Origin of the sequence: Corynebacterium sp. LK2590, from assembly GCF_040946105.1 — a bacterium.
GTDB lineage: Bacteria > Actinomycetota > Actinomycetes > Mycobacteriales > Mycobacteriaceae > Corynebacterium.
Genome location: NZ_JAYWMH010000007.1, coordinates 67,219 through 87,142, shown reverse-complemented (window position 1 = coordinate 87,142; position 19,924 = coordinate 67,219). Strand labels below are relative to the sequence as shown.

Below are 19,924 nucleotides of genomic sequence, written 5' to 3'. Positions count from 1 at the left end.
CCATGACCGACAACCGCTACGAAAAGATGTTTTCCGCCCTCGCGGAGCGCAACGAAGGCGCCTTCGTGCCCTTCATTATGCTCAGCGACCCGAACGCCGAGGACTGCCTCGCCACCATCCGCACGGTGGTGGGCGCCGGCGCCGACGCGCTCGAGCTAGGCGTGCCGTTCTCCGACCCGGTCGCCGATGGCCCGACCATCCAGGCCTCCCACATCCGCGCCCTCGACGGCGGCGCCACGGTGGATCAGGCCCTGGAAATCATCCGCACCGTCCGCGCCGAATTCCCCGAGCTGCCCATCGGCATGCTCATCTACGGCAACGTCGCCTTCACCCGCGGCCGCGACAAGTTCTACACGGAGTTCCACGACGCCGGCGTGGATTCCATTCTCCTGCCGGACGTTCCGGTGCGAGAGGGCGAGCCCTTTGCCGAGTCCGCGAAGAAGGCCGGCATCGATCCGATCTTCATCGCCCCGGCCCGCGCTACCGATGCCACCCTGGCCGGCGTGGCGGCCCTGTCCGAGGGCTATATATACGCCATCTCCCGCGACGGCGTGACCGGTACCGAACGCTCCTCCGAGACACTGGGCCTCGAGGAGGTCGTGAACAACGTCGCTCGCCACGACGGCCCGCCGGTCCTGCTCGGCTTCGGCATCTCCCAGCCCGAGCACGTCCGGGACGCCATCGCCGCCGGGGCCTCCGGCGCCATCACCGGCTCCGCCATCACCCAGATCATCAACGAATACGTCGAGCGCACCGATCCGGACGACGAGCACTCGCCGGCCCGCGTGACCGACCGAGCAGCACTCGATGCCAAACTTAACGAGTACGTCTCCGCGATGAAGGCGGCCACCCGCCGCTAGGAACTGGCCCGCCGTACTGGCAAGGCAGTACTGGCAAGAAGGCACAAAAAGACCGCCGGCCCGAAAAGGACCGGCGGTCTTGTCATTTCTTAGTCGCTACTACTTCTGATTGGCCGGGCAACACCATTGGCATCGTCACCAGAAGACGGGGCAGGAGACTTCCCGCCCGCGCTCTTTGCCGGGCGGGCCGGCCACCAGAAGCGCTCGCCCAGCAGCTGCACCACCGCGGGCACGACCAGGGTTCGCACGATGAGGGTGTCCAGCAGCACGCCAATGCACACGATGACGCCGATCTGGGCCAGCACCACCAGCGGCAGGACGCCCAGGGCGGCGAAGACCGCGGCCAGCAGGACACCGGCCGAGGTGATAACCCCGCCGGTCGCGGCCAAGGCGGTGTAGATACCGGACGCCGTCCCCTCCCGGGCGGAGTCCTCGCGGGCGCGTGTGACCAAGAAGATCGTGTAATCCACGCCTAGGGCGACGAGGAAGACAAAGGCGTAGAGCGGGGTGGTGGAATCGAAATTGTTGAAGCCCAGCACGTAGTGGGAGACCCACCAGCCCAGGCCCAGCGCCGCGATATTGGTCAGCAGGACCGAGGCAATCATGATGGCCGGGGCCACCAAGGCCCGCAGCATGACCACGAGGGCGGCGAAGATCAGCACCAGCACGAGGGGGAAGATGAGCTGCCGGTCCTCGGCCGCTGCGGTCTCCGCGTCGGCGAGCTCCGCGTCCGGGCCGCCCACGAGCGCCCCATCCAGCTCGCCGCGCAACTCCGCGAAGTCGGCACCGCTGACCTGCAGGAGGGTCCAGCCGTCGACGCTGCCTTGTTCGCGGCCGTTCGCACCCAGCTGCTCAAGCTGCTCCTGCGTGCGGTCCACGTCCTGGGTGGCCACCACCGGTGGGGTGGCCGACTGATCCGGGAAGTCGCGGCTGAGTTCTTCCGCGGCGGTGATGGACTCCGGGGTGTCGATGAATTGCTCGGACTGGATCAGCCCGGTGTTGGTCTGGAAATAGCCGGTGCAGCAGAGGCCGAGCACCAGCAGGGCCACGGCCACGACCTTGCGCGGGCGCTGGTTAACCCAGGAGCCGACCTTCGCCCAGACGCCGTGGTTGGGGGTGTCGCCCTCCCGGGGGATGCGCGGCCAGAAGATCCACCGGCCGAACAGGGCCAGGAATCCGGGTAGGGCGAAAAGCGCGAAGAGCCAAGCGATCGAGATGCCGACGATGGCGGCCGCGCCCAGGCCCTGGGTGGTCGGCACCGAGGACAACAGCAGGCAGGCCACGCCCACGATGACGGTGGCCGCCGAGGCGGAGACCGTTTTGGCGGTCGGGGTCCACGCCCGCGCCATCGCGGTGAAGCGGTCCGCGGTCCCGGTCAGCTCGTCGCGGTAGCGGGAAATGAGCAGCAGCGCGTAGTTCGTGCCCGCGCCGAAGACGAGCACCGACAGGATGCCGGCCGTGGACTCGTTCCAGGACAGGCCGAAGGCGTCCAGCACATAGGTAAACGCGGTGGCTGCGGTGCGGTCGGCGACGCCGATAACGGCCAGCGGCAGGATCCACAGGATGGGGGAGCGGTACGTCACGATGAGCAGGAAGGCGACGATGGCCGTGGTGACGCCCAGCAGCAGGAAGTTCGCGCCCTCGAAGACGCCGGCGAGATCCGCCTGGATAGCGGCGGGGCCGGTGGCTTGGGCGGAAACGCCCGCGGGCATCTCCGCGTTAATATCCGCGCGGAGCTTCTCGACCTCCTCGGCGTTTTCCGAGGCGGTGCCCGCATTCACAGTGACGGGCAGCAGGGCGGCGGTGCCGTCCTCGCTGGGGATGAGCGCCTCACCCCACTGGGAGGTCACTTCCTTAAGGGCGGGCAGGTCCAGCGGCTCCGCGGACTTGAGGTAGACCAGCGCGGTGCTGCCGGACTCGCCCTCAGAGTTTTGAGCCGAGTATTTTTCTTGTAACTCGGCCACCTGGGTGGAATCCATGCCGGACGGCGCGGTGGCCGTGGCGGATTCCGGCTGGTCCACGCCGCCCAGGGCGCTAACGCCCAGGCCCAGGACCAGCAGGACGAGGGAAATCCAACGCAATATGCGTATTCGATGATTGGTCATTTACCCAGCATAACAGCGTTGCCGAGCTGGGCTAGGGGACCCGGACTACGGGCGCTCCTCCTGGGCGACCGGGCGCGCGGCCTCGGCGTCAGCGGGCTCGCCCTCCGCGTTGACCTTGCCGCGGGCGAACTTGTCCACGATCATCGCGATGGCGCCGTCGCCCGTGACGTTGGCCGCGGTGCCGACGGAGTCGACAGCAATGTAGGCGGCGATCATCAGCGCGACGAGGTTGTCGTCGAAGCCCATGTTCTGGCTCAGCAGGCCGACGGCCACCATGACCGCGCCGCCCGGCACGCCCGGGGCGGCAATCATGGTGATAGACAGCAAGAGCATGAAGCCCATGGCCGCGCCCAAGCTGACGTCCATGCCGGTGAGGTAGATGATGGCGAAGGCGTAGAGCATCAGCTTGATCATCGAACCCGCGATGTGGATGGTCGCGCACAGCGGGACCACGAAGCTGGCCACCGGCTTGGAGATGTTGTTCTTCAGCGCGTTGTCCAGAGTCACCGGGATGGTGGCGGCCGAGGAGGAGGTACCCAGCGCGGTGGCATAAGCCGGCAGCATATTCTTCAGCGCCTTGAACGGGTTCTTGCCGGTGATAGCGCCGGCGATCAGGTACTGGATGACCAGGTAGACCAGCGTCATAGCGACCGAGAGCAGCAGGACCTTGCCGAAGGCGACGAGCACGTCGACGAGGTTGCCGTTCATGCCCAGATCCAAGAACATGCCGAAGATATAGAACGGCAGCAGCGGGATGACAAAGCCCCAGATGACCTTGACCACTACGTTCTCGAGCTCTTTAGTGACGTTGTACAGGTTGTCGGACTTGACCTGGGTCATGGCCACGCCGATGCAGAAGGACAGCAGGAGGGCGGTCATGACCTCGATGGGCGCGGGCATCTCGACCTCGAAGTAGGGCTCCAGCGCACCGGCATCAATATCGGAGACGTTGGTATCGATGGTCTGGCCGGCCAGCATCCACGGATACACCAGCATCGAGACGCCGTAGGCGAGCAGGCCCGCGATGATGGTCGAACCCCAGGCGATGCCGGCGGTGATCCCGAGCCACTTGCCGGCCCCGCGGCCGAGCGCGGCGATGGCGGGGGCGATAAGCGCGAAGATGAGGACGGGGATGAAGAAGTTGAGGAAATTGCCGAACAACCCGTTGAAGGTGGCAAAGACCCGGCCCAGCCATTCCGGCGCGACGAAGCTTAAGCCGATGCCCAGCACGATGGCTACGGCGATCCGGAACAACAAGTTTTGGCTCAGTGTTTTCAATTTCATGATGTCACTAACTATTTTTATATCCCGCGCCCCGGCGTTTCCGCGGTGCGCAGGATGAGACTTTCAAAGACAGCGGGCCAATCGCTAAATATTTTCTATAGACCGACCTGAATTAAAGTGTACCCAACGGGTATGCCCCGCCGGAAGGGGGGATGGCTAAGTGCACCCGCCGAGAATTGCTGCTCGCCCGGCCCAGCGGGTTAGGATATGAGGCATGGTCGTTATCGGTATTGTCATCCTCATCCTCGCCGCGGTCTTGATCGTGGTCGGAGCCTTGGCCACCACCCGCAAACTGCCGGGCAACTCGGTGGTGGGCCTGCGCGTCGAGGAGGTCCGCAAGTCCCGCGAGGCCTGGGATGCCGCGCACGCCGTCGCCGGCCCCGTCTGGTTCCTCGGGGGAGTGGCGCTCGCCTTCGGCGGGATCGTCGCCCTGACCGCGACCGGCTGGATGTGGCTCATCCCGGTGGCAACCGCCATCATCGCCGTCATTACCCTGTCGGTGGGCGCCAACCTGGGCGCGCGCTCGGCGCTCCTGTGGGACCAGGCCAACAACGCCGACGAGGGCTGCGGCGACAGCTGCAACTGCGGCTCCGGCGGCTGCGGCAGCGATACCGCAGCGGAAGCCGCGCCCGCGCAGATCGATCTCGACGCTGTCCGCCAGGCGGCCAACCGCGCGGATCAGTAGCCGATCCCCGGTCGAATAGCCCGCCGCGGCCTAGACCCGCAGCACCCACCACTATTGTCACTGTGACGCAATGTTTGTGGTGGGTGTTTTTGTCTCTCGCGTTGCCCGCGTGGGGCCCGAGGCGACGGAAGGATAGCCTGCCGTAAATAGTCTCCCCGCCGGCCGAGGGATAGAGTAGGGGGCATGACTATGAAGTGTTCGCGTCGCATGTTCCTGCTCGGGACCGCCACCACCTTCGCTGGCGCCTACCTCGCCGCCTGCGGCAAGCAGGCCTCGGCGGAGATCGCCGCCACCGAGATCCCGGTCGGCTCCGCCGTCATCGTCGACAACGTGATTTTCGCCCAGCCGGAGGAGGGGCTCTTCAAGGCCTACTCGCAGACCTGCCCCCACCAGGGCAACCCCATTACCGAGGTGGAGGGCTCCCACGTCATCTGCACCTCCCACTACACCGAGTACGACATCACCGACGGCTCGGTCGTCTCCGGACCCGGCCGCGATCCGCTCGAGGAGATCTCCGTCGAGGACGACGGAACCACCGTGAAGACCGTCTAAGGTTTCACGTGAAACCCCGCCGCCGAGGGGGAGGCGGGGCGTAAACTGCGGTACATGCTCAACGCACTGCGCCGACTAGATCCGCTCATCGTCCTGATCATCACGGCGGTCCTTATCGCGATCGTCTTGCCCGCCCGAGGGCAGTTCGCCGAGGTCTTCGCGGTACTCACCAACATCGCGATCGCGCTGCTTTTCTTCCTCTACGGCGCGCGACTATCCACCCGGGAGGCGCTCGCGGGCCTGCAGCACTGGCGGCTCCACCTGACCATCCTGGCGGCTACCTTCGTGCTTTACCCGCTCATCGGCATGGCCCTGCGGCCCCTGTCCTTCGTCGTGGGCGACGAGCTCTACCTGGGCATTCTCTACCTGACGCTGGTCCCGTCCACGGTGCAGTCCTCGGTCGCCTTCACCTCCATCGCGCGCGGCAACGTGGCGGGGGCCATCGTCTCAGCCTCGCTGTCTAACCTCGCCGGAGTCATCCTCACCCCGCTGCTGGTGATGCTGTGCATGGGCGCCGGCCACGGCATCCACATCGACTCCTCGGTCTTTCTGGAGATTTCCCTCCTGTTGCTCATGCCCTTCGTCCTGGGCCAGCTGACCCGCCGCTGGGTGAAGAACTTCGCCGCCCACAAGGCCACGAAGGTGGTCGACCGCGGCTCCATCGCGATGGTGGTCTACTCCGCCTTCTCCTCCGGCGTGGTCGGCGGGATCTGGTCCGATATCGGGGTGGGCCAGCTGCTATTCCTCATCGTCTTCGCCGTCGTGCTGGTCAGCGCCGTGTTGTGGCTGACCCGCTGGGTGAGCGCGCGCCTGGGTTTCGCACGCCCCGACGTCATCGCCATCGAATTCTGCGGCTCGAAGAAGTCCCTGGCCACCGGCCTGCCGATGGCCTCGGTCATCTTCGCCACCGGCGGCGGGCAGCTGGGGCTGCTGATCCTGCCGCTGATGATCTACCACCAGGTCCAGCTGATGGTCTGCTCGTGGCTGGCCGCCCGCTACGCCCGGCAAGACCCCGCGGCCGAGGCGCGTTAAACACCGGGAAGGCTAGGCACTAGACTTGGGTGCCATGACTTCCGCAGAGAACTCCGAGAGCGACAAGGCGCTGCTCTACGTCAAGACCACGCTGCACATCCCGGGCGCCGGCGCGGCCATCCACGTGGCCGAGATGCAGCAGCTCGACGCCCGCAGCTGCCGCATCCACCGACTCATCGCACAAACCCCGGACGGGCAGATCGCCGGCGCGGTCAGCGGCAGCCAGCGCGTCGGCAGCATCGACAAGCCCAACAGCACCGTGCCGCACCCGGATACCTACGCGTCCTACCCGGACATCGACGCCGAGTACCTCGCCGCGGCGGATTTCGAGTCCCTCTGGGTCGAGGCGCAGCTGCGCTTTCCGGGGCTCTAGAAGACGAAGTTCACCAGCACCATGTAGACGGCGGTGCCGCCCAGGATGGACAGCCCGGACTCGCGCCGCCACAGGTGGAGGCCGGCGGTGACGGCCGCGCCCAGCAGGGCGGCCAGGATGCCGCCCGGGGCCGCGGACTGCCCGACGATGGTGTAGACGACCAAGACCACCATCACGCCGACCGGCATCGTCCGGCCCAAAACGCTGACCAGATCGCTGCCGCGCAGCGCCTTAACAAAGCTAAAGGGGATCTGCCGCAGCAGGACCGTGACCACGCAGACCGGGATGAGCACGGCCAGGATCATGGATAGGCTCACGCCAGCTGGCATCAGCGTTCACCTCCCTGTGCCCGGTGGGGCCCGCGGCGCCACTCGATGAGTTCATCGAAGCGCGGGGAATACACGCGCGCCAGCAGGAAAAGGAAATAGGCGATCAGCGCGACCATCAGCACCTGGTTGGGCGTGATAACCACCGCCACTATGCCCAGCAAGGCGGCGACCGCCGGCAGGGAAAAGTCCGGGTTGTTGCGAAAGGAATCCAGCGCCAGCACCACAAACAGGGCCACCAGCGCGAATTCAATCCCCTGCACGTTGTCCGGGATGGCCTGGCCCGCCAGCGCACCCACCACGCCGCCGCCGACCCAGAGGAACTGGGCGAAGAGCTGGATGGTAAGTATCCGCCGCCCGGTCAGGGCGGAGTCGTGGGGCAGTGCCGAGACGATCGCGTAGGTCTCGTCCGTCAGCGCGTAGGTGGAGTAGACCTTCCCGCCCACCGAAGAGATGCGGTGGCGGGGGAAGCTTAACCCGTAGAAGATATGGCGGAAGTTGACCATGAAGCCGGTCAGCGCCGCCGAGAGCGGGCCGACCCCGGAGGTGACCATGCTGATGGCCAAAAACTCCATGGAGCCGGCATAGATGACGATCGAAAAGATAGGCGCCCACCACCAGTCGAAGCCGGTTTGGACGATCAGGACACCGAAGGCTAGGCCCAGGGGAACCAGGCCCAAGGCTACGGTCCAGGTGTCCTTCAATCCCTGGCGAACATCAGCGTGCATGCGCTTATCGTAGCGGCGGCGACGCCCACCCGCCCCCGAGAATGGAGATAAAAATTCTAATTATCATCCAGGTCGGCGGGGAAGGTGGAATACAGCGGCAGCGGCATCGGCTGGCGCTTCATCACGTCCGCCCACAGGTCGGCCGGGCCGGGAGTCAACACGTCATGGGCCAGGGCCGGGGCGACGAACCAGTCGCCGCGGTCGATCTCCTGCTGCAGCTGGCCCGGGGCCCACTCGGCGTAGCCGGCAAACAGCCGCATCCCGTCCAGGGTCTGCGCCAAAAACTCCGGGTCGGCGCGCATGTCCACGTGCGCCAGCCGCGGGGCCAGGCGGCTGAGCTGCGGGTGATCCTCGAAGCGCACGCCCTGCTTGGTCATGCCCAGGCCCACCACGGACTGCTGGTTGAGCGGGCCGCCGATGTAGAGGGCCTGCGGCTTGGCGACCACCGGCAGGTATTCGGGCAGCACGTTGAAGACCGCCAGCTCGCTGCGGGTCGTCAGGTTCACGCCGAAGGTCAGGTAGTCGTCGTGCTGGATGATGAGGATAACCGAGCGGGCAAACTCGGCAGAGAACATGCCCGGGGCGGCGACCAGCAGTTGGCCGGGCTCCGGGTCGTTGCGTTCGAGGGCATTAAATAGTCGGTCCGCGTACATTAACTACCAGACTCCCACCAAGCACGTAGCTTTGCAATTGCTTCCTCGCGGGGCAGCGGGCCCTGCTCCAGGCGCAGTTCCTTCATAAACGACCACGCGCGGCCCACCTCGGGCCCCGGCTGCAGCCCCAGGATCTCCATGATCTCGTTGCCGTCCAGGTCCGGGCGCACGCGGGCCAGGTCTTCCTTCTCCTGGATCTCCTGGATGCGTTCCTCCAGGTGATCGTAGGTCCGCTGCAGGCGGCGCGCCTTGCGCTCGTTGCGCGTGGTGCAGTCCGCGCGCACCAGCTTGTGCAGGCGCGGCAGCAGCGCGCCGGCGTCAGTGACGTAGCGGCGCACGGCGGAATCCGTCCACTGCCCCTCGCCGAAGCCGTGGAAGCGCATGTGCAGGTAGACCAGCTGCGCGATGTCCTGAGTCATGGCCTTCGGGAATTTCAGCGCGCGCAGGCGCTTGCGCACCAGCTTCGCGCCGACCACCTCGTGGTGGTGGAAGGTCACCTTGCCGCCGGTGGTGTCCCGGGTATCCGGCTTGCCGCAGTCGTGCAGCAGCGCCGCCCAGCGCAGGACCAGGTCGGGTCCGTCCTCTTCCTGATCCATCGCCTGCCGCATGACCTGCAGGGAATGGGCGTAGACGTCCTTGTGCTGGGCGTGCTCGTCCGGGGCCATGCACATGGCGGGGATCTCGGGGATGACGATCTCGGCGATCCCGGTATCGACCAGCAGGTCGATGCCCACCCACGGCGCAGTACCGGCGACCAGCTTGTCCAGCTCGACGCGGATGCGCTCGACGGTGATGCGCCGGATCTCGCCGGCCATGTCCTGCATGGCGCCGAAGACCCGGTCGGCGACGTGGAATTCCAGCTGGGAGGCGAAGCGGGCGGCGCGCAGCATGCGCAGCGGATCGTCGTGGAAGGAGATCTCCGGCGCGTCCGGGGTGTCGATGATCCCGGCGACGAGATCCTCCAGGCCGCCCAGCGGATCGTGGAATTCGCGGCCGCCGTCGGCCTTGAGCTCGACCGCCATGGCGTTGATCTTGAAATCGCGGCGAACTAGGTCCCCGGCCAGGGTGTCGCCGTAGACGACCTCCGGGTTGCGGGAGTCGCCGTCGTAGGAGTCCGCGCGGAAGGTGGTGATCTCGATCTGCTGGCCGCGGTAGACCGCGGAGACGGTGCCGAAGGCGATGCCGGTGTCCCAGACCTTCTCGGCGTAATCCTCCAAGATCTCCTGGACGACGTCGGGGCGGGCTGGGGTGGTGAAGTCGAGGTCATTGCCCAGGCGCCCCAAAAGGGCGTCCCGGACGGAACCACCTACCAGGTAGAGCGGAAAGCCTCGCTGCGCGAAGCGCTCCACGAGCCCGCTCAACAGGTCACTGAGTTGGGCAATCGCGGATTCTGCCCGCGCCATAACGCCAATTAGCTGAGTGTCCTGAAAATTCACGCACGTTAGTCTACTACGATTAACCAGGATGACTAACCACAACGAGGCCAGCCCGAAGGCCAGCAACACCAACGCCGCGCCCGGCGGCGAGCCTGCGGCTGCCACGGCAGGCGGGAGCGGTTCCAGCTCCTCCCGTCGCGGGGGCCGCGGCCGCTCGCGCCGGCGCGGCGGGGCCAAGTCGCGCCGCGGCGGGCGCGCGAACAACGCCCGCAAGGGCGGCAAGAATACCCGCACCCATTCCAAGTCCCGCGGCGGGCGCGGCGGCAACAACTCCCGGCGCCAGGCGGCGGCCAGCCACATGACCACCCGGGACGAGACTTCGGCCGGCGGCCTGGTGGTCTCCGGCCTCGCCGAGGCCGTCCACGACGGCGGCGAGGTGGATCTCACCCGCATCTACGTGGCGCTGATCGGCCGGCTCGACCGCCGCGGCCGCCTGCTGTGGTCCATGCCGAAGGGCCACGTGGAGCCCGGGGAGCCGCGGCACACCACCGCCGAGCGCGAAGTCTGGGAGGAAACCGGCGTGCACGGCGAGGTCTTCGCCGATCTCGGCACTATTGATTACTGGTTCGTCTCCGACGGGGTACGCATCCACAAGACGGTGCACCACCACCTGCTGCGCTTCGTCGACGGCATCCTCAACGACGAGGACCCGGAGGTCACCGAGGTGGCCTGGATCCCCGTCTCCGAACTCATCGAGCATTTGGCCTACGCGGACGAGCGCAAGCTGGCCCGCATTGCCCACGACATCCTGCCGGACATGGCCCGTCAGGAGGCAGCCGCCGGGAAGGCCACGCCGCGGTGATGGGACGCCGACTCCGCCGCCTGACCGCCGGTACGACCGCCTGCCTGGCCGTGGCGCTCGGAATCAGCATCGGCGGCCCGGCGGCCACCCCCGACGCGACCGCGCAGGACGCTGACTCCGCCGCCTGGGGCCAAGCGCGCCAGCCGGGCCAGCTGGACCTCGAGCTCATCGAGGCCAGCCCGGTCCAGGTGGGCGACACGCTGACCGTGCGCTTCCGGATCCACAACCCGACCGATCAGGCCGTAGACGACCTGCAGGTCACCACCCGGCGCGGGGATGCGGTGGCCACCACCGCCGAGGCCCGCACGCAGCTGGCCCAAGGCTCCTTCCCGTATTTCGGCGCCAGCGCCAACCCCGGGGCCCTGGGCCCCGGGGAGACCCGGGAGGTCAGCCTGACGATCCCGACCGGGCTGGAGGGCGAAGGCTCTTTGGCCATCACCGAGGCCGGCATCTACCCGTTGCTCTACACGCTGACCGGCACCCGCGACGGGGAACCGGTCAGCCTGTCGGAGGACCGCACGCTGCTGGATCTCGCGCCGCAGCCGGGGGAGGAGTCCCCAAGCGACGCGGCCGAAGACGCAGAAGACACAGAAGAGACAGAGAACTCCGAGCCCCACGACCTGTCTGTTATTTATCCGATTACTGACACGGTGGACATCGTGCCGGGGGATACCGGCGGGCAATCGCTGATTCTGGAGTCCGATCACCTGGCCCAGTCCCTCTCGCCCGGGGGACGGCTGGACCGCCTGGTGGATAGCTACCTGTCCCACGACCTGCAGGGCGCGGCCTGCGCGGCGCTGGACCCGGCGCTGCTCAGCGTGGTCGAGCGCATGGAGGACGGCTACACCGTCCATGACTCCCGGCCCTCGGTGGCGCACCAGGCCAAGCGCCTGCGCGATTCGTGGTTCAACGAGGACGCGGACTATCGCGGCGAGTCCGGGCAGGGCAGTAGGGCCGCCAGCCAGTGGCTGGCCAAGATCAAGCAGCTCGACTGCGTTATGGCCATGCCCTGGGCGGACGCGGATCCTTCGGCCGTGCGCAGCGTGGACAACGCCTGGCTCGATCACGAGGCCTTCGCGCACGGCGCCGAAATTATCGAGCGCCTGGCCGGCCGCCCGCTGGCCAGCAACGCCCTGGTGGGCAGCAAGGGCTACGTGACCGAGGACCTCGGCCGGCCCGCCGTGGTGGCCAACAACAGCATCTGGGCCGGCCAGGCGCTTTCCTTCGACCCCTCCCTGGGTAGCCTGCTGGCCCAGACCGGCACGCGGCCGCAGACCACGGCCTATTCCAACCCGGAGCTGCGCTACGACTACCGGGTGGACTCCGTCCTCGCGCGGGACTTGAGCGCCGCCGCAGCCCTCCGGCTGGGCGCCCAGGAAGACGACACCCTGGCCGTGCTGCCCGCCACCCTGGAGCCGGCCACCGCCGACCAGGTGCTCGCCGCGGGCGAGGCCGTGCTGGTAGATCACACCGCGCGTGCCAAGCCGGTTTCCGCGCTGCCGCTGGAAACCAACGAGGCGGCGGAGCAGGGCCTGCCGGCTGGCAGCCCCTACGTGGACCCGGCTGCTTTCGATGCCACCCAGACCGGGCGCATCAAGCAGCAGGCGAAGTACGCCGACGAGCTGACCAAGATCATGGTCAACGATCCGCATATCGCGCTGACCCGCTACGGCTTTACCCAGCCGCTGCGCCACGATCTGCTCACGGCGCTTTCGGCCACCCGGCGGACCAGCCTGCCGACCACTAAGGAGTCGGAAGAGGCCTCCGTCCGGCGCCTGGACGCCAACTCGAACACGCTGCAGGAGCTGCGCTCCTCGGTCACGCTGCTGCCGCCCGGCAACGTCTACACGCGCGTCTCGGAGTCCTCGCCGCTGCTCATCGTGGCGGAAAACGGCCTGCCGCTGCCGGTGGAGGCCACGCTGGAGTACCAGGGCCCGGATAACGCCCGGCTGAACACGCCGGAGCGGGTTCGGATCCCCGCCACCGGCTCTATTACGGTGAACATGACCGCCGATCTTCCCGAGCAGACCGACCGCATCCGTATGGAGCTGTGGCTGGCCACCCCGGAATCCGACATGATCTCGCAGCCAATAAGTATCGCCGTGCAGACCCGAGCCGGTATCCTCAGTGTCTATGGCATCGGCATCGCCGCTGCACTCGCAGTAGGTTTGGCCCTTCTTTTTAAGGTCGGGCGCAAGAAGAAATCAGAGACGTAAAAGAGCTTAAGTTTTTCTATGACCAACCAGCAGGGCCGCGAGGCTGAATCAGAATCCAGGCACGAAGAACCGAAACCCGCCGGCCTCCGCGGGCGGATCGTTTCGGCGTCGCCGCCGGCTCCCGTGCCCACCCGCCGCGAACCGGTGAACGTGCCGGCCGCGGAGCCGGTGGAGGACAAGTCGGATCTGCGCGGCAAGAACGCCGAGCAGTCCACCAGCGACCGCGACGTCGTGCGCGCGACCGGCACGATGGCCATCGCCACGCTGCTGTCGCGTATCACCGGCTTCCTCCGCCAGATGCTCATCGGCGCCACCCTGGGCGCCGCCGTCGGCACGGCGTTCAGCTCCGCCAACCAGATCCCGAACCTCGTCACCGAGATCGTCCTGGGCGCGGTGCTGACCTCGCTGGTCGTGCCGGTGCTGGTGCGCGCGGAGAAGGAGGACTCCGACCGCGGCGAGGTCTTCATCCGCCGGCTGTTCACGCTGGCCTTTAGCCTGCTCGGCGTGGTCACGCTGCTCTCGGTGCTGTTCGCTCCGCTGCTGACGGAGTTGATGCTGCCCGAAGATTCCAAGGCGAACTCGATCCAGGCGATCTCCTTTGCCTACTTCCTGCTGCCGCAGATCTTCTTCTACGGGCTCTTCGCGCTGTCCCAGGCGGTGCTGAACACGAAGAATATCTTCGGCCCGGGCGCGTGGGCGCCGGTGGTCAACAACATCATCTCTATCTCGGTGCTGTTGATGTACCGCTTCCTGCCGGGCAGCCTGCACCCGGACGCGCCCAGCGCGGTGACCGACCCGCACGTCATCCTGCTGGGCTTGGGCACCACCACGGGCGTGGTGGTCCAGGCGCTGATCCTGCTGCCGTACCTGAAGAAGGCCGGCATCAACATGCGGCCGATGTGGGGCCTGGACGAACGCATCAAGCAGTTCGGCAGCATGGCGGTGGCCATCATCGCCTACGTGGCCATCTCCCAGGCCGGCTACGTGGTTACCTCCCGGGTGGCCGCGCACGCCGACGCCGGCGCGCCGCTGGTCTACCAGAACGCCTGGCTGCTGCTGCAGGTGCCCTACGGCATCATCGGCGTCACGCTGCTGACCGCCATCATGCCCCGGCTGTCGCGCAACGCAGCCGACGGCGACGTCGACGGCGTGGTCCGGGACCTGACGCTGAGCTCCAAGCTGACCTTCATCGCGCTCATCCCGATCGTCATCTTCATGACGGCCTTCGGCACGCCTATCGCGCGCGCTCTTTTCCAGTACGGTTCCTACGGCGCCGACAGCGCCGAGCAGCTCGGCCTAACTATTAGCTTCTCCGCCTTCACGCTGATCCCTTATGCGCTGGTGCTGCTGCACCTGCGCGTCTTCTACGCCCGCGAGGAAGCCTGGACCCCGACGTTTATCATCGCCGGCATTACCTTCACCAAGGTGGTGCTGACCCTGCTGGCGCCGCTGGTGGCCAGCACCCCGGAGCACGTAGTCATCCTGCTGGGTACCGCCAACGGCTTCGGCTTCATCTCCGGCGCGGTCATCGGCGCGTTCCTGCTCAAGCGCAAGCTGGGCTCCCTGGGCGGCAAGGAGCTCAGCCGCACGATCGTGTGGGCCACGATTTCCGGCGTGGTGGGAGTCGCCCTCACGATGGCCGCGAACTGGCTGGTGGGCCTGGTGCTGCCGGATCCCATGCCGTCCATCTTCTACCTGCTGCGCGTTATCGTCTTCGGGCTGCTCTTCGTCGTCATCACCGGCCTAGTGCTGTCCCGCTCCGGCCTGCCCGAGGTCCAGAACCTGGGCCGGGCCCTGCACCGCATCCCGGGCATGGCACGCTTCATCAAGGTCGACAACTCCCAGGCCATCGAGGTCGAGGAGCCGGAGCTGCAGGAGATCCAGTCCGTGTTCACGCAGGACTCCTTCAACTCCTCGCCGGTCCCGCCGCCCATGTCCGCCGGCATTGTCCGCGGCCCCCGGCTGGTCCCGGGCGCGCCGGTCTCCGACGGCCGCTTCCGCCTGCTCAAGGACCACGGCTCCGTGGCCGGCGCCCGCTTCTGGCAGGCGCGCGAGCAGTCCACCGGCCGGACGGTGGCGCTGACCTTCGTGGACACCACCAACCAGGCGCCGTTCGCGCCGGCGAACCCGGGCCAGGCCGCGCGCCGCTCCGCCGCGGTGGCCCGCAACACCCGCAAGCTGGGCGAGCTCGGCCTGACCTCGGTGGCGCCGAACATCGAGGTGCTGTCCTACCGCTCCGGCTGCCTGGTGGTGGCCGACTGGGTCGCCGGCACCGAGCTGAAGACGGTCGCCGCCTCCGACGGGCTGGACCCGCACGCGGTCGCCCACGCGATGGGCTACATGGTCGAGGACACCGCAACCGCCCACGAGGCCGGCGTACTCATGGGCCTGGATCACCGCGACCGCATCCGGATCTCCACCGACGGCGTGGCCGTGCTGGCCTTCCCGGCGGTGCTGAGCGACGCCGCGGAGTCCACCGACCGCGAGAGCCTGAGCTCCGCGCTCGACATGCTGGTCGAGTCGACCTCGCCCACGCCGAAGGTGCTGCGCGATATCGCGGCCGATGCCGGGCTCTCCGGCGAGGAGGTCGCGGGAGAGGTGGAACAGGCCTACCGCGAACTCGACGCCGCGGACGCGGACGACAAGGAAGACAAGCAGGAGGCGCTGGCCACCGCGCAGGGCAAGACCCTGGCCGGCATCGCCCGCCGCCTCTACGACTTCGCCCCGGACGATCCGGAAGGCGACGAGGCCCTACCGGTCAGCCAGCTGCCGGACGATACCCCGGAGGAGACCCCGGAACCGACCGCCGGCTTCGGCGGGCGCGGCTACTCCGGCTCCGGCGTGCTGCTCATCGGCGTGCTGGCCACGATCTTCGTGGTGCTCATGGCGGCCCTGACCACCTGGGTGATGTCGATCCTGGGCAACAACGCCGAGAACGCGCCCATCAATACCGAGGCCGTCAAGCAGGCCGAGCCGACCCTGCTTTCGGGCCCGCCGCTGCTCCTCGACGCCAAATCGGCCGACACCGTGCCGGCGAACAAGGACGCCAAAGAACTCATCGACGGCGACAAGTCCACGCGCTGGTCCACCGAGAAGGCGGAGACCGGCGTGGTCTTAAGCCTTGAGGACCCGGTGCAGCTGCGCGACGTCATCATCGATCAGTCGGGGAGCTCCCAGGCGACGGTGGAAATCTACGCGGTGGATTCGGAGACCTTCGATCCCACGAACCCGCAGTTGGAACAGCTGCCGCAGCTGGCCAACGAGACCCTGCAGGGCTCGCGCACCTCGCTGGACCTGAAGGAGAAGCCGGAGTTCTACGACGGCCTGCTCGTCTGGGTCAGCGAACTTCCGAAGAACAAGAAGGCCACCCTGGCCGATATCCGCGTCGCCGGAGTACCGCAGTAGCTTTTCTTCCGCTGCGGCCCCGGCGGATTCCCGCAGCTAGCGGTTAGTTTAGCCGTTAACTAAAAAATTATCTCCTAGCAGGGGTTGACAGATTTAAACCTTGGTGTATCATCGTTTGTAGACGCATCAACAACAGGTGCGCGGAGAATTTCATAGACTGGCGCTTGCCAAACAAACACCGCCTACTACACCGACTACTTCAAGGAGTAACAATGACCAACCTCGCAGGTAACTTCGTTCTGGACCCGGCCCACACCACCATCGGCTTCGTCGCCCGCCACGCCATGGTGACCAAGGTCCGCGGCAACTTCACCGAGTTCGACTCCAACATCACCATCGCGGACAACATCGCTGACTCCAAGGCCGAGGTCACCATCAAGGCTGGCTCCATCGACTCCGGCAACGCCGACCGCGACAACCACGTCAAGGGCGAGGACTTCTTCAACGTTGAGTCCTTCCCGGAGATCACCTTCACCGCCACCGAGTTCCAGCTGGACGAGTCCGGCAACGGCTCCGTCACCGGCGACCTGACCATCAAGGGCACCACCAAGCCGGTCACCCTGGAGGTCGAGACCGACGGTATCGCCGAGGATCCGTTCGGCAACACCCGCCTGGGCTTCGAGGCCAAGGGCAAGATCAACCGCACCGACTTCGGCGTTGACTTCAACGCCCCGCTCAAGACCGGCGGCGTGCTGGTCTCCGAGGAAATCAAGCTGGAGATCGAGGCCTCCGCCATCAAGCAGTAAGGCGCTCGCCCCCTTCCAACAAGACCCAGACCCCGGGTCGGCTCGCAGACTTTGCGGAGCCGATTCCGGGGTTTCCGGCGTTTTCAGGCACTACTGTGGTGGCTATGACTTCCCAGACTGCCTCCGTGCCCGAACCCGCCACCCTCACCCAGGAGGCGGCGCGCCACCGCAGCGAGAACCTGCGGGTGGACTCCTACGATCTGCACCTGGATCTGAGTGCCGCGGCCACCCAGGCGACCTTCGGCGTGCACGTCGTCGTGGAGTTTTCCACCGCTGACCCGCACGTCTTCCTGGACTACCTGGGCGCCAGCGTGGATAGCGTCACCCTCGACGGCCAGCCGTGCCCGTTTGCCTTCGCCGACGGCTGGTTGACCGTCGACGACGTACCGGTCGGCCAGACCGTGCGCCTCGAGGTCCACGGCCAGAGCCGCTATTCCCGCACGGGGCAGGGCCTGCACCGCATGGTGGACACGGCGGACGACGCCGTCTATATCTACTCCCACCTGGAGCCCTCGGACGCCCGCCGCATCTTCCCGTGCTTCGACCAGCCGGACCTGAAGGCCGCATTCACCGTCCACATCACGGCCCCGGAGGCCTGGCAGATCCTGTCCAACCAGCCGGAGGTCAGCCGCACCGACTGCGACGAGGACTACGTGACCTGCACCTTCGCGCCGACGCCGCCGCTGTCGACGTACCTGACCGCCTTCGCGGCCGGGCCCTACCGCGTGGTGGAAGATAGCTGGACCCCTCAGAGCGACAGCGCCCAGCCGATCCAGCTGCGCGCCTTCGCCCGTGCGTCCATGGCGGACCACCTCGACGCCGAGATCCTCGAGCTGACCCAACAGGGCCTGGGGTTTTTCCACGCGCACTACGGATACCCGTACCCGTGGGGCAAGTACGACTCCATCTTCGTGCCGGAATACAACCTGGGCGCCATGGAAAACCCGGGCCTGGTCACCTTCACGGAGAAGTACCTCTTCCGCTCGCAGGCCACCCGCGCCCAGCACGCCGGGCGCGCGAACACCATCCTCCACGAGATGTCGCACATGTGGTTCGGCGACCTGGTGACCCCGCGCTGGTGGGACGATCTGTGGCTGAAGGAGTCCTTCGCCGAGTTCATGGGCGCGGATTCCTCGGTGGAGGCCACCGCCTACACGGAGGCCTGGGCGAATTTCGCCGGCAGCCGCAAGAACTGGGCCTGCCAGCAGGACCAGCTGCGCACCACGCACCCCATCAAGGCGGAGATCCCGGACGTGGACGCCGCCCGCCAGAACTTCGACGGCATCACCTACGCCAAGGGTGCAGCCGTGTTGAAGCAGCTGGTCCACTACGTCGGCCGCGAGGCCTTCTACGCCGGCGCGCGGGACTACTTCGCCGCCCACGCCTTCGCCGCCGCCACCTTCGACGACTTCCTGGACGCGCTAGCCGGGCACACCGACCGCGACCTGCCGGAGTGGGCGCGGCACTGGCTGCGCACCACCGGCATCGATAGCCTGCGCCCCAAGGTCACCGGCACCACGGCTATCGAGCACCTTTCCGTTTTAAGCGCGGACCCGGAATCCACCCGCCCGCACCGCCTGGACGTGACGCTGCTGGACGAGCACTTGCGCAAGCAGGCCACCTTCGACGTCGACATCGCCGCGGGCGCCGGAGCCACGGAGATCCCGGAGGCCGCCGGGCTGGACCTGCCCGCGCTGGTGGTGGTCAACGACTCGGACCACGCCTACGCCAAGGTGGGCTTCGACGCCCGCTCCCTGGAGACCATCCGCACCCGCCTGTCCGAGATCGACAGCGATCTGACACGGGCGGTGATCTGGACCGGGGTGTGGAACATGACCCGCGACGGCGCCTGGCCGGTCAGCCAGTACGTGGAGACGGTCACCCGGCATGCCGCCGCGGAGACCAACGCGACCCTGCTGGCCACCGCGCTGAACAACGCGCACTACGCGATCAACTGCTTTCTGCCGGAGGCCGAGCAGGACGCGGCCCGCACCGACTTCGCGGACCGGCTCTGGGATCTTGTCCACCGGGCCGCGCCCGGCTCCGACGAGCAGCTCATCCTGGCCCGCAGCACGATTGCCGCCCTAGCCGCCGCGCCCGGCGACGCCCCCGTCGCGCGCCTCAAGGCGCTGCTGGACGGGCAGCTTGCCGGGCTGCGCCTCGATACGGATGTGCGCTGGTCCCTGGTCAAGGCCCTGCGCGCCCGCGACGCCTTCAGCGCCGAGGATTTGGCGGCGGAAGAGGCTAACGATGCCACGCTCACCGGCGCCGCAGCCGCCCTCGGCGCGCGTTATTCCACCCCGGACGCCGCCACCAAGCGCGAGGTCTTCGACCTGGTGACCACCCCGGAGAAGTTCTCCAACGCCCAGGTCGACTCCCTGCTGGCCGCCTTCAACGCCCCGCGCTCGAAGGCCCTGCGCGAGCCCTTCGCCCAGGTCTATTTCGATAAGATCTCGCACCTCTGGGAGGCTCACCCCATCGAGATTGCCAACCGGCTCGTCCGCGGCCTCTACCCGTACCTGCCGGGCAGTGACGCCGCCACCACGGCCTTTATCGAAAGCCACCAGCCCCCGCGCGCGCTGGCCCGCGTGCTGACCGAATGCCAGGACGAGCTGCACCGCCGGCAGGCCGTGAAGGCCTCGCCGGCCCAGCGCTAGGAGCACCTCCCCGAGAAAACTTCGTCTCCCCGGGTGGCGCAGGTCGCAAAAATAAGGTGGAATA

15 protein-coding genes and 1 pseudogene are annotated in these 19,924 nt (G+C 67.2%); 10 read left to right on the top strand and 6 right to left on the bottom strand.

Annotated features, from left to right (window positions below):
* Positions 1–2: 2 nt before the first annotated feature.
* Complete coding sequence (gene trpA / locus VVR85_RS09575) at positions 3–860, top strand: tryptophan synthase subunit alpha (RefSeq protein ID WP_368520668.1); 858 nt, start codon at positions 3–5, stop codon at positions 858–860.
* An 89-nt stretch (positions 861–949) separates the two neighbouring features.
* Here trpA and VVR85_RS09570 read toward each other — a convergent pair whose 3' ends face one another.
* Positions 950–2,941 carry an MMPL family transporter gene (locus VVR85_RS09570; RefSeq protein ID WP_368520667.1) on the bottom strand — a complete coding sequence of 664 codons (1,992 nt, stop codon included), beginning with the start codon at positions 2,939–2,941 and terminating at the stop codon, positions 950–952.
* Positions 2,942–3,010: 69 nt separating this feature from the next.
* Positions 3,011–4,249 (bottom strand): dicarboxylate/amino acid:cation symporter, encoded by a 1,239-nt coding sequence (locus VVR85_RS09565; protein WP_368520666.1) that lies wholly within the window; start codon positions 4,247–4,249, stop codon positions 3,011–3,013.
* Between the two features lie 214 nt (positions 4,250–4,463).
* Here VVR85_RS09565 and VVR85_RS09560 point away from each other — a divergent pair, with 214 nt between their 5' ends.
* The 4 genes from VVR85_RS09560 (at position 4,464) to VVR85_RS09545 (ending at position 6,891) form a co-directional block, all read left to right on the top strand.
* Positions 4,464–4,934: an SdpI family protein gene (locus VVR85_RS09560; protein ID WP_368520665.1), complete on the top strand. Its 471-nt coding sequence runs from the start codon at positions 4,464–4,466 to the stop codon at positions 4,932–4,934.
* 207 nt (positions 4,935–5,141) lie between these two features.
* On the top strand, positions 5,142–5,486 hold the full coding sequence (locus VVR85_RS09555) for a Rieske (2Fe-2S) protein (RefSeq protein ID WP_141759337.1): 345 nt from the start codon (positions 5,142–5,144) through the stop codon (positions 5,484–5,486).
* 54 nt (positions 5,487–5,540) lie between these two features.
* Positions 5,541–6,518, top strand: a complete 978-nt coding sequence (locus tag VVR85_RS09550) for a bile acid:sodium symporter family protein (RefSeq protein ID WP_368520664.1) — start codon at positions 5,541–5,543, stop codon at positions 6,516–6,518.
* Positions 6,519–6,552: 34 nt separating this feature from the next.
* Complete coding sequence (locus VVR85_RS09545) at positions 6,553–6,891, top strand: hypothetical protein (protein ID WP_368520663.1); 339 nt, start codon at positions 6,553–6,555, stop codon at positions 6,889–6,891.
* Here VVR85_RS09545 and VVR85_RS09540 read toward each other — a convergent pair.
* The 4 genes from VVR85_RS09540 to VVR85_RS09525 are packed head-to-tail and all read right to left on the bottom strand — an operon-like array spanning position 6,888 to position 10,034.
* Positions 6,888–7,220 (bottom strand): branched-chain amino acid transporter permease, encoded by a 333-nt coding sequence (locus tag VVR85_RS09540; protein ID WP_368520662.1) that lies wholly within the window; start codon positions 7,218–7,220, stop codon positions 6,888–6,890. The two genes, VVR85_RS09545 and VVR85_RS09540, sit on opposite strands and share 4 nt — an antisense overlap.
* Positions 7,220–7,945, bottom strand: a complete 726-nt coding sequence (locus VVR85_RS09535) for an AzlC family ABC transporter permease (protein WP_368520661.1) — start codon at positions 7,943–7,945, stop codon at positions 7,220–7,222. The genes VVR85_RS09540 and VVR85_RS09535 overlap by 1 nt, the downstream gene beginning before the upstream one ends.
* Positions 7,946–8,001: 56 nt before the next feature.
* On the bottom strand, positions 8,002–8,598 hold the full coding sequence (locus tag VVR85_RS09530) for a YqgE/AlgH family protein (RefSeq protein ID WP_368520660.1): 597 nt from the start codon (positions 8,596–8,598) through the stop codon (positions 8,002–8,004).
* Positions 8,598–10,034 carry a CCA tRNA nucleotidyltransferase gene (locus tag VVR85_RS09525; RefSeq protein WP_368520659.1) on the bottom strand — a complete coding sequence of 479 codons (1,437 nt, stop codon included), beginning with the start codon at positions 10,032–10,034 and terminating at the stop codon, positions 8,598–8,600. The genes VVR85_RS09530 and VVR85_RS09525 overlap by 1 nt, the downstream gene beginning before the upstream one ends.
* Positions 10,035–10,326: 292 nt before the next feature.
* Between VVR85_RS09525 and VVR85_RS09520 the strand changes: the two are divergent.
* The 5 genes and pseudogenes from VVR85_RS09520 to pepN all read left to right on the top strand — a co-directional run.
* A pseudogene (locus VVR85_RS09520) lies at positions 10,327–10,836 on the top strand (NUDIX hydrolase); the annotation flags it as partial.
* Positions 10,836–13,052, top strand: coding sequence for a hypothetical protein (locus VVR85_RS09515; protein WP_368520657.1), 2,217 nt, complete (start codon positions 10,836–10,838; stop codon positions 13,050–13,052). The pseudogene VVR85_RS09520 and the gene VVR85_RS09515, both read left to right, overlap by 1 nt.
* Before the next feature lie 18 nt (positions 13,053–13,070).
* The gene (murJ, locus tag VVR85_RS09510) at positions 13,071–16,457 is read left to right on the top strand and encodes a murein biosynthesis integral membrane protein MurJ (protein WP_368520656.1); all 3,387 of its coding nucleotides are present in this window, start codon (positions 13,071–13,073) and stop codon (positions 16,455–16,457) included.
* A 212-nt stretch (positions 16,458–16,669) separates the two neighbouring features.
* Complete coding sequence (locus VVR85_RS09505) at positions 16,670–17,203, top strand: YceI family protein (protein ID WP_368520655.1); 534 nt, start codon at positions 16,670–16,672, stop codon at positions 17,201–17,203.
* A gap of 104 nt (positions 17,204–17,307) precedes the next feature.
* Positions 17,308–19,860 (top strand): aminopeptidase N, encoded by a 2,553-nt coding sequence (pepN, locus tag VVR85_RS09500; RefSeq protein WP_368520654.1) that lies wholly within the window; start codon positions 17,308–17,310, stop codon positions 19,858–19,860.
* Positions 19,861–19,924: the final 64 nt, after the last annotated feature.

Excerpts from the sequence above, each read along its gene's own strand:
- VVR85_RS09535 (WP_368520661.1), bottom strand. The coding sequence starts at position 7,945 with ATGCACGCTGATGTTCGCCAGGGATTGAAGGACACCTGGACCGTAGCC.
- pepN (WP_368520654.1), top strand. The coding sequence starts at position 17,308 with ATGACTTCCCAGACTGCCTCCGTGCCCGAACCCGCCACCCTCACCCAG.
- VVR85_RS09515 (WP_368520657.1), top strand. The coding sequence starts at position 10,836 with ATGGGACGCCGACTCCGCCGCCTGACCGCCGGTACGACCGCCTGCCTG.
- VVR85_RS09540 (WP_368520662.1), bottom strand. The coding sequence starts at position 7,220 with ATGCCAGCTGGCGTGAGCCTATCCATGATCCTGGCCGTGCTCATCCCG.
- trpA (WP_368520668.1), top strand. The coding sequence starts at position 3 with ATGACCGACAACCGCTACGAAAAGATGTTTTCCGCCCTCGCGGAGCGC.
- VVR85_RS09555 (WP_141759337.1), top strand. The coding sequence starts at position 5,142 with ATGTTCCTGCTCGGGACCGCCACCACCTTCGCTGGCGCCTACCTCGCC.
- VVR85_RS09505 (WP_368520655.1), top strand. The coding sequence starts at position 16,670 with ATGACCAACCTCGCAGGTAACTTCGTTCTGGACCCGGCCCACACCACC.
- VVR85_RS09560 (WP_368520665.1), top strand. The coding sequence starts at position 4,464 with ATGGTCGTTATCGGTATTGTCATCCTCATCCTCGCCGCGGTCTTGATC.
- VVR85_RS09565 (WP_368520666.1), bottom strand. The coding sequence starts at position 4,249 with ATGAAATTGAAAACACTGAGCCAAAACTTGTTGTTCCGGATCGCCGTA.
- VVR85_RS09545 (WP_368520663.1), top strand. The coding sequence starts at position 6,553 with ATGACTTCCGCAGAGAACTCCGAGAGCGACAAGGCGCTGCTCTACGTC.
- VVR85_RS09530 (WP_368520660.1), bottom strand. The coding sequence starts at position 8,598 with ATGTACGCGGACCGACTATTTAATGCCCTCGAACGCAACGACCCGGAG.
- murJ (WP_368520656.1), top strand. The coding sequence starts at position 13,071 with ATGACCAACCAGCAGGGCCGCGAGGCTGAATCAGAATCCAGGCACGAA.
- VVR85_RS09550 (WP_368520664.1), top strand. The coding sequence starts at position 5,541 with ATGCTCAACGCACTGCGCCGACTAGATCCGCTCATCGTCCTGATCATC.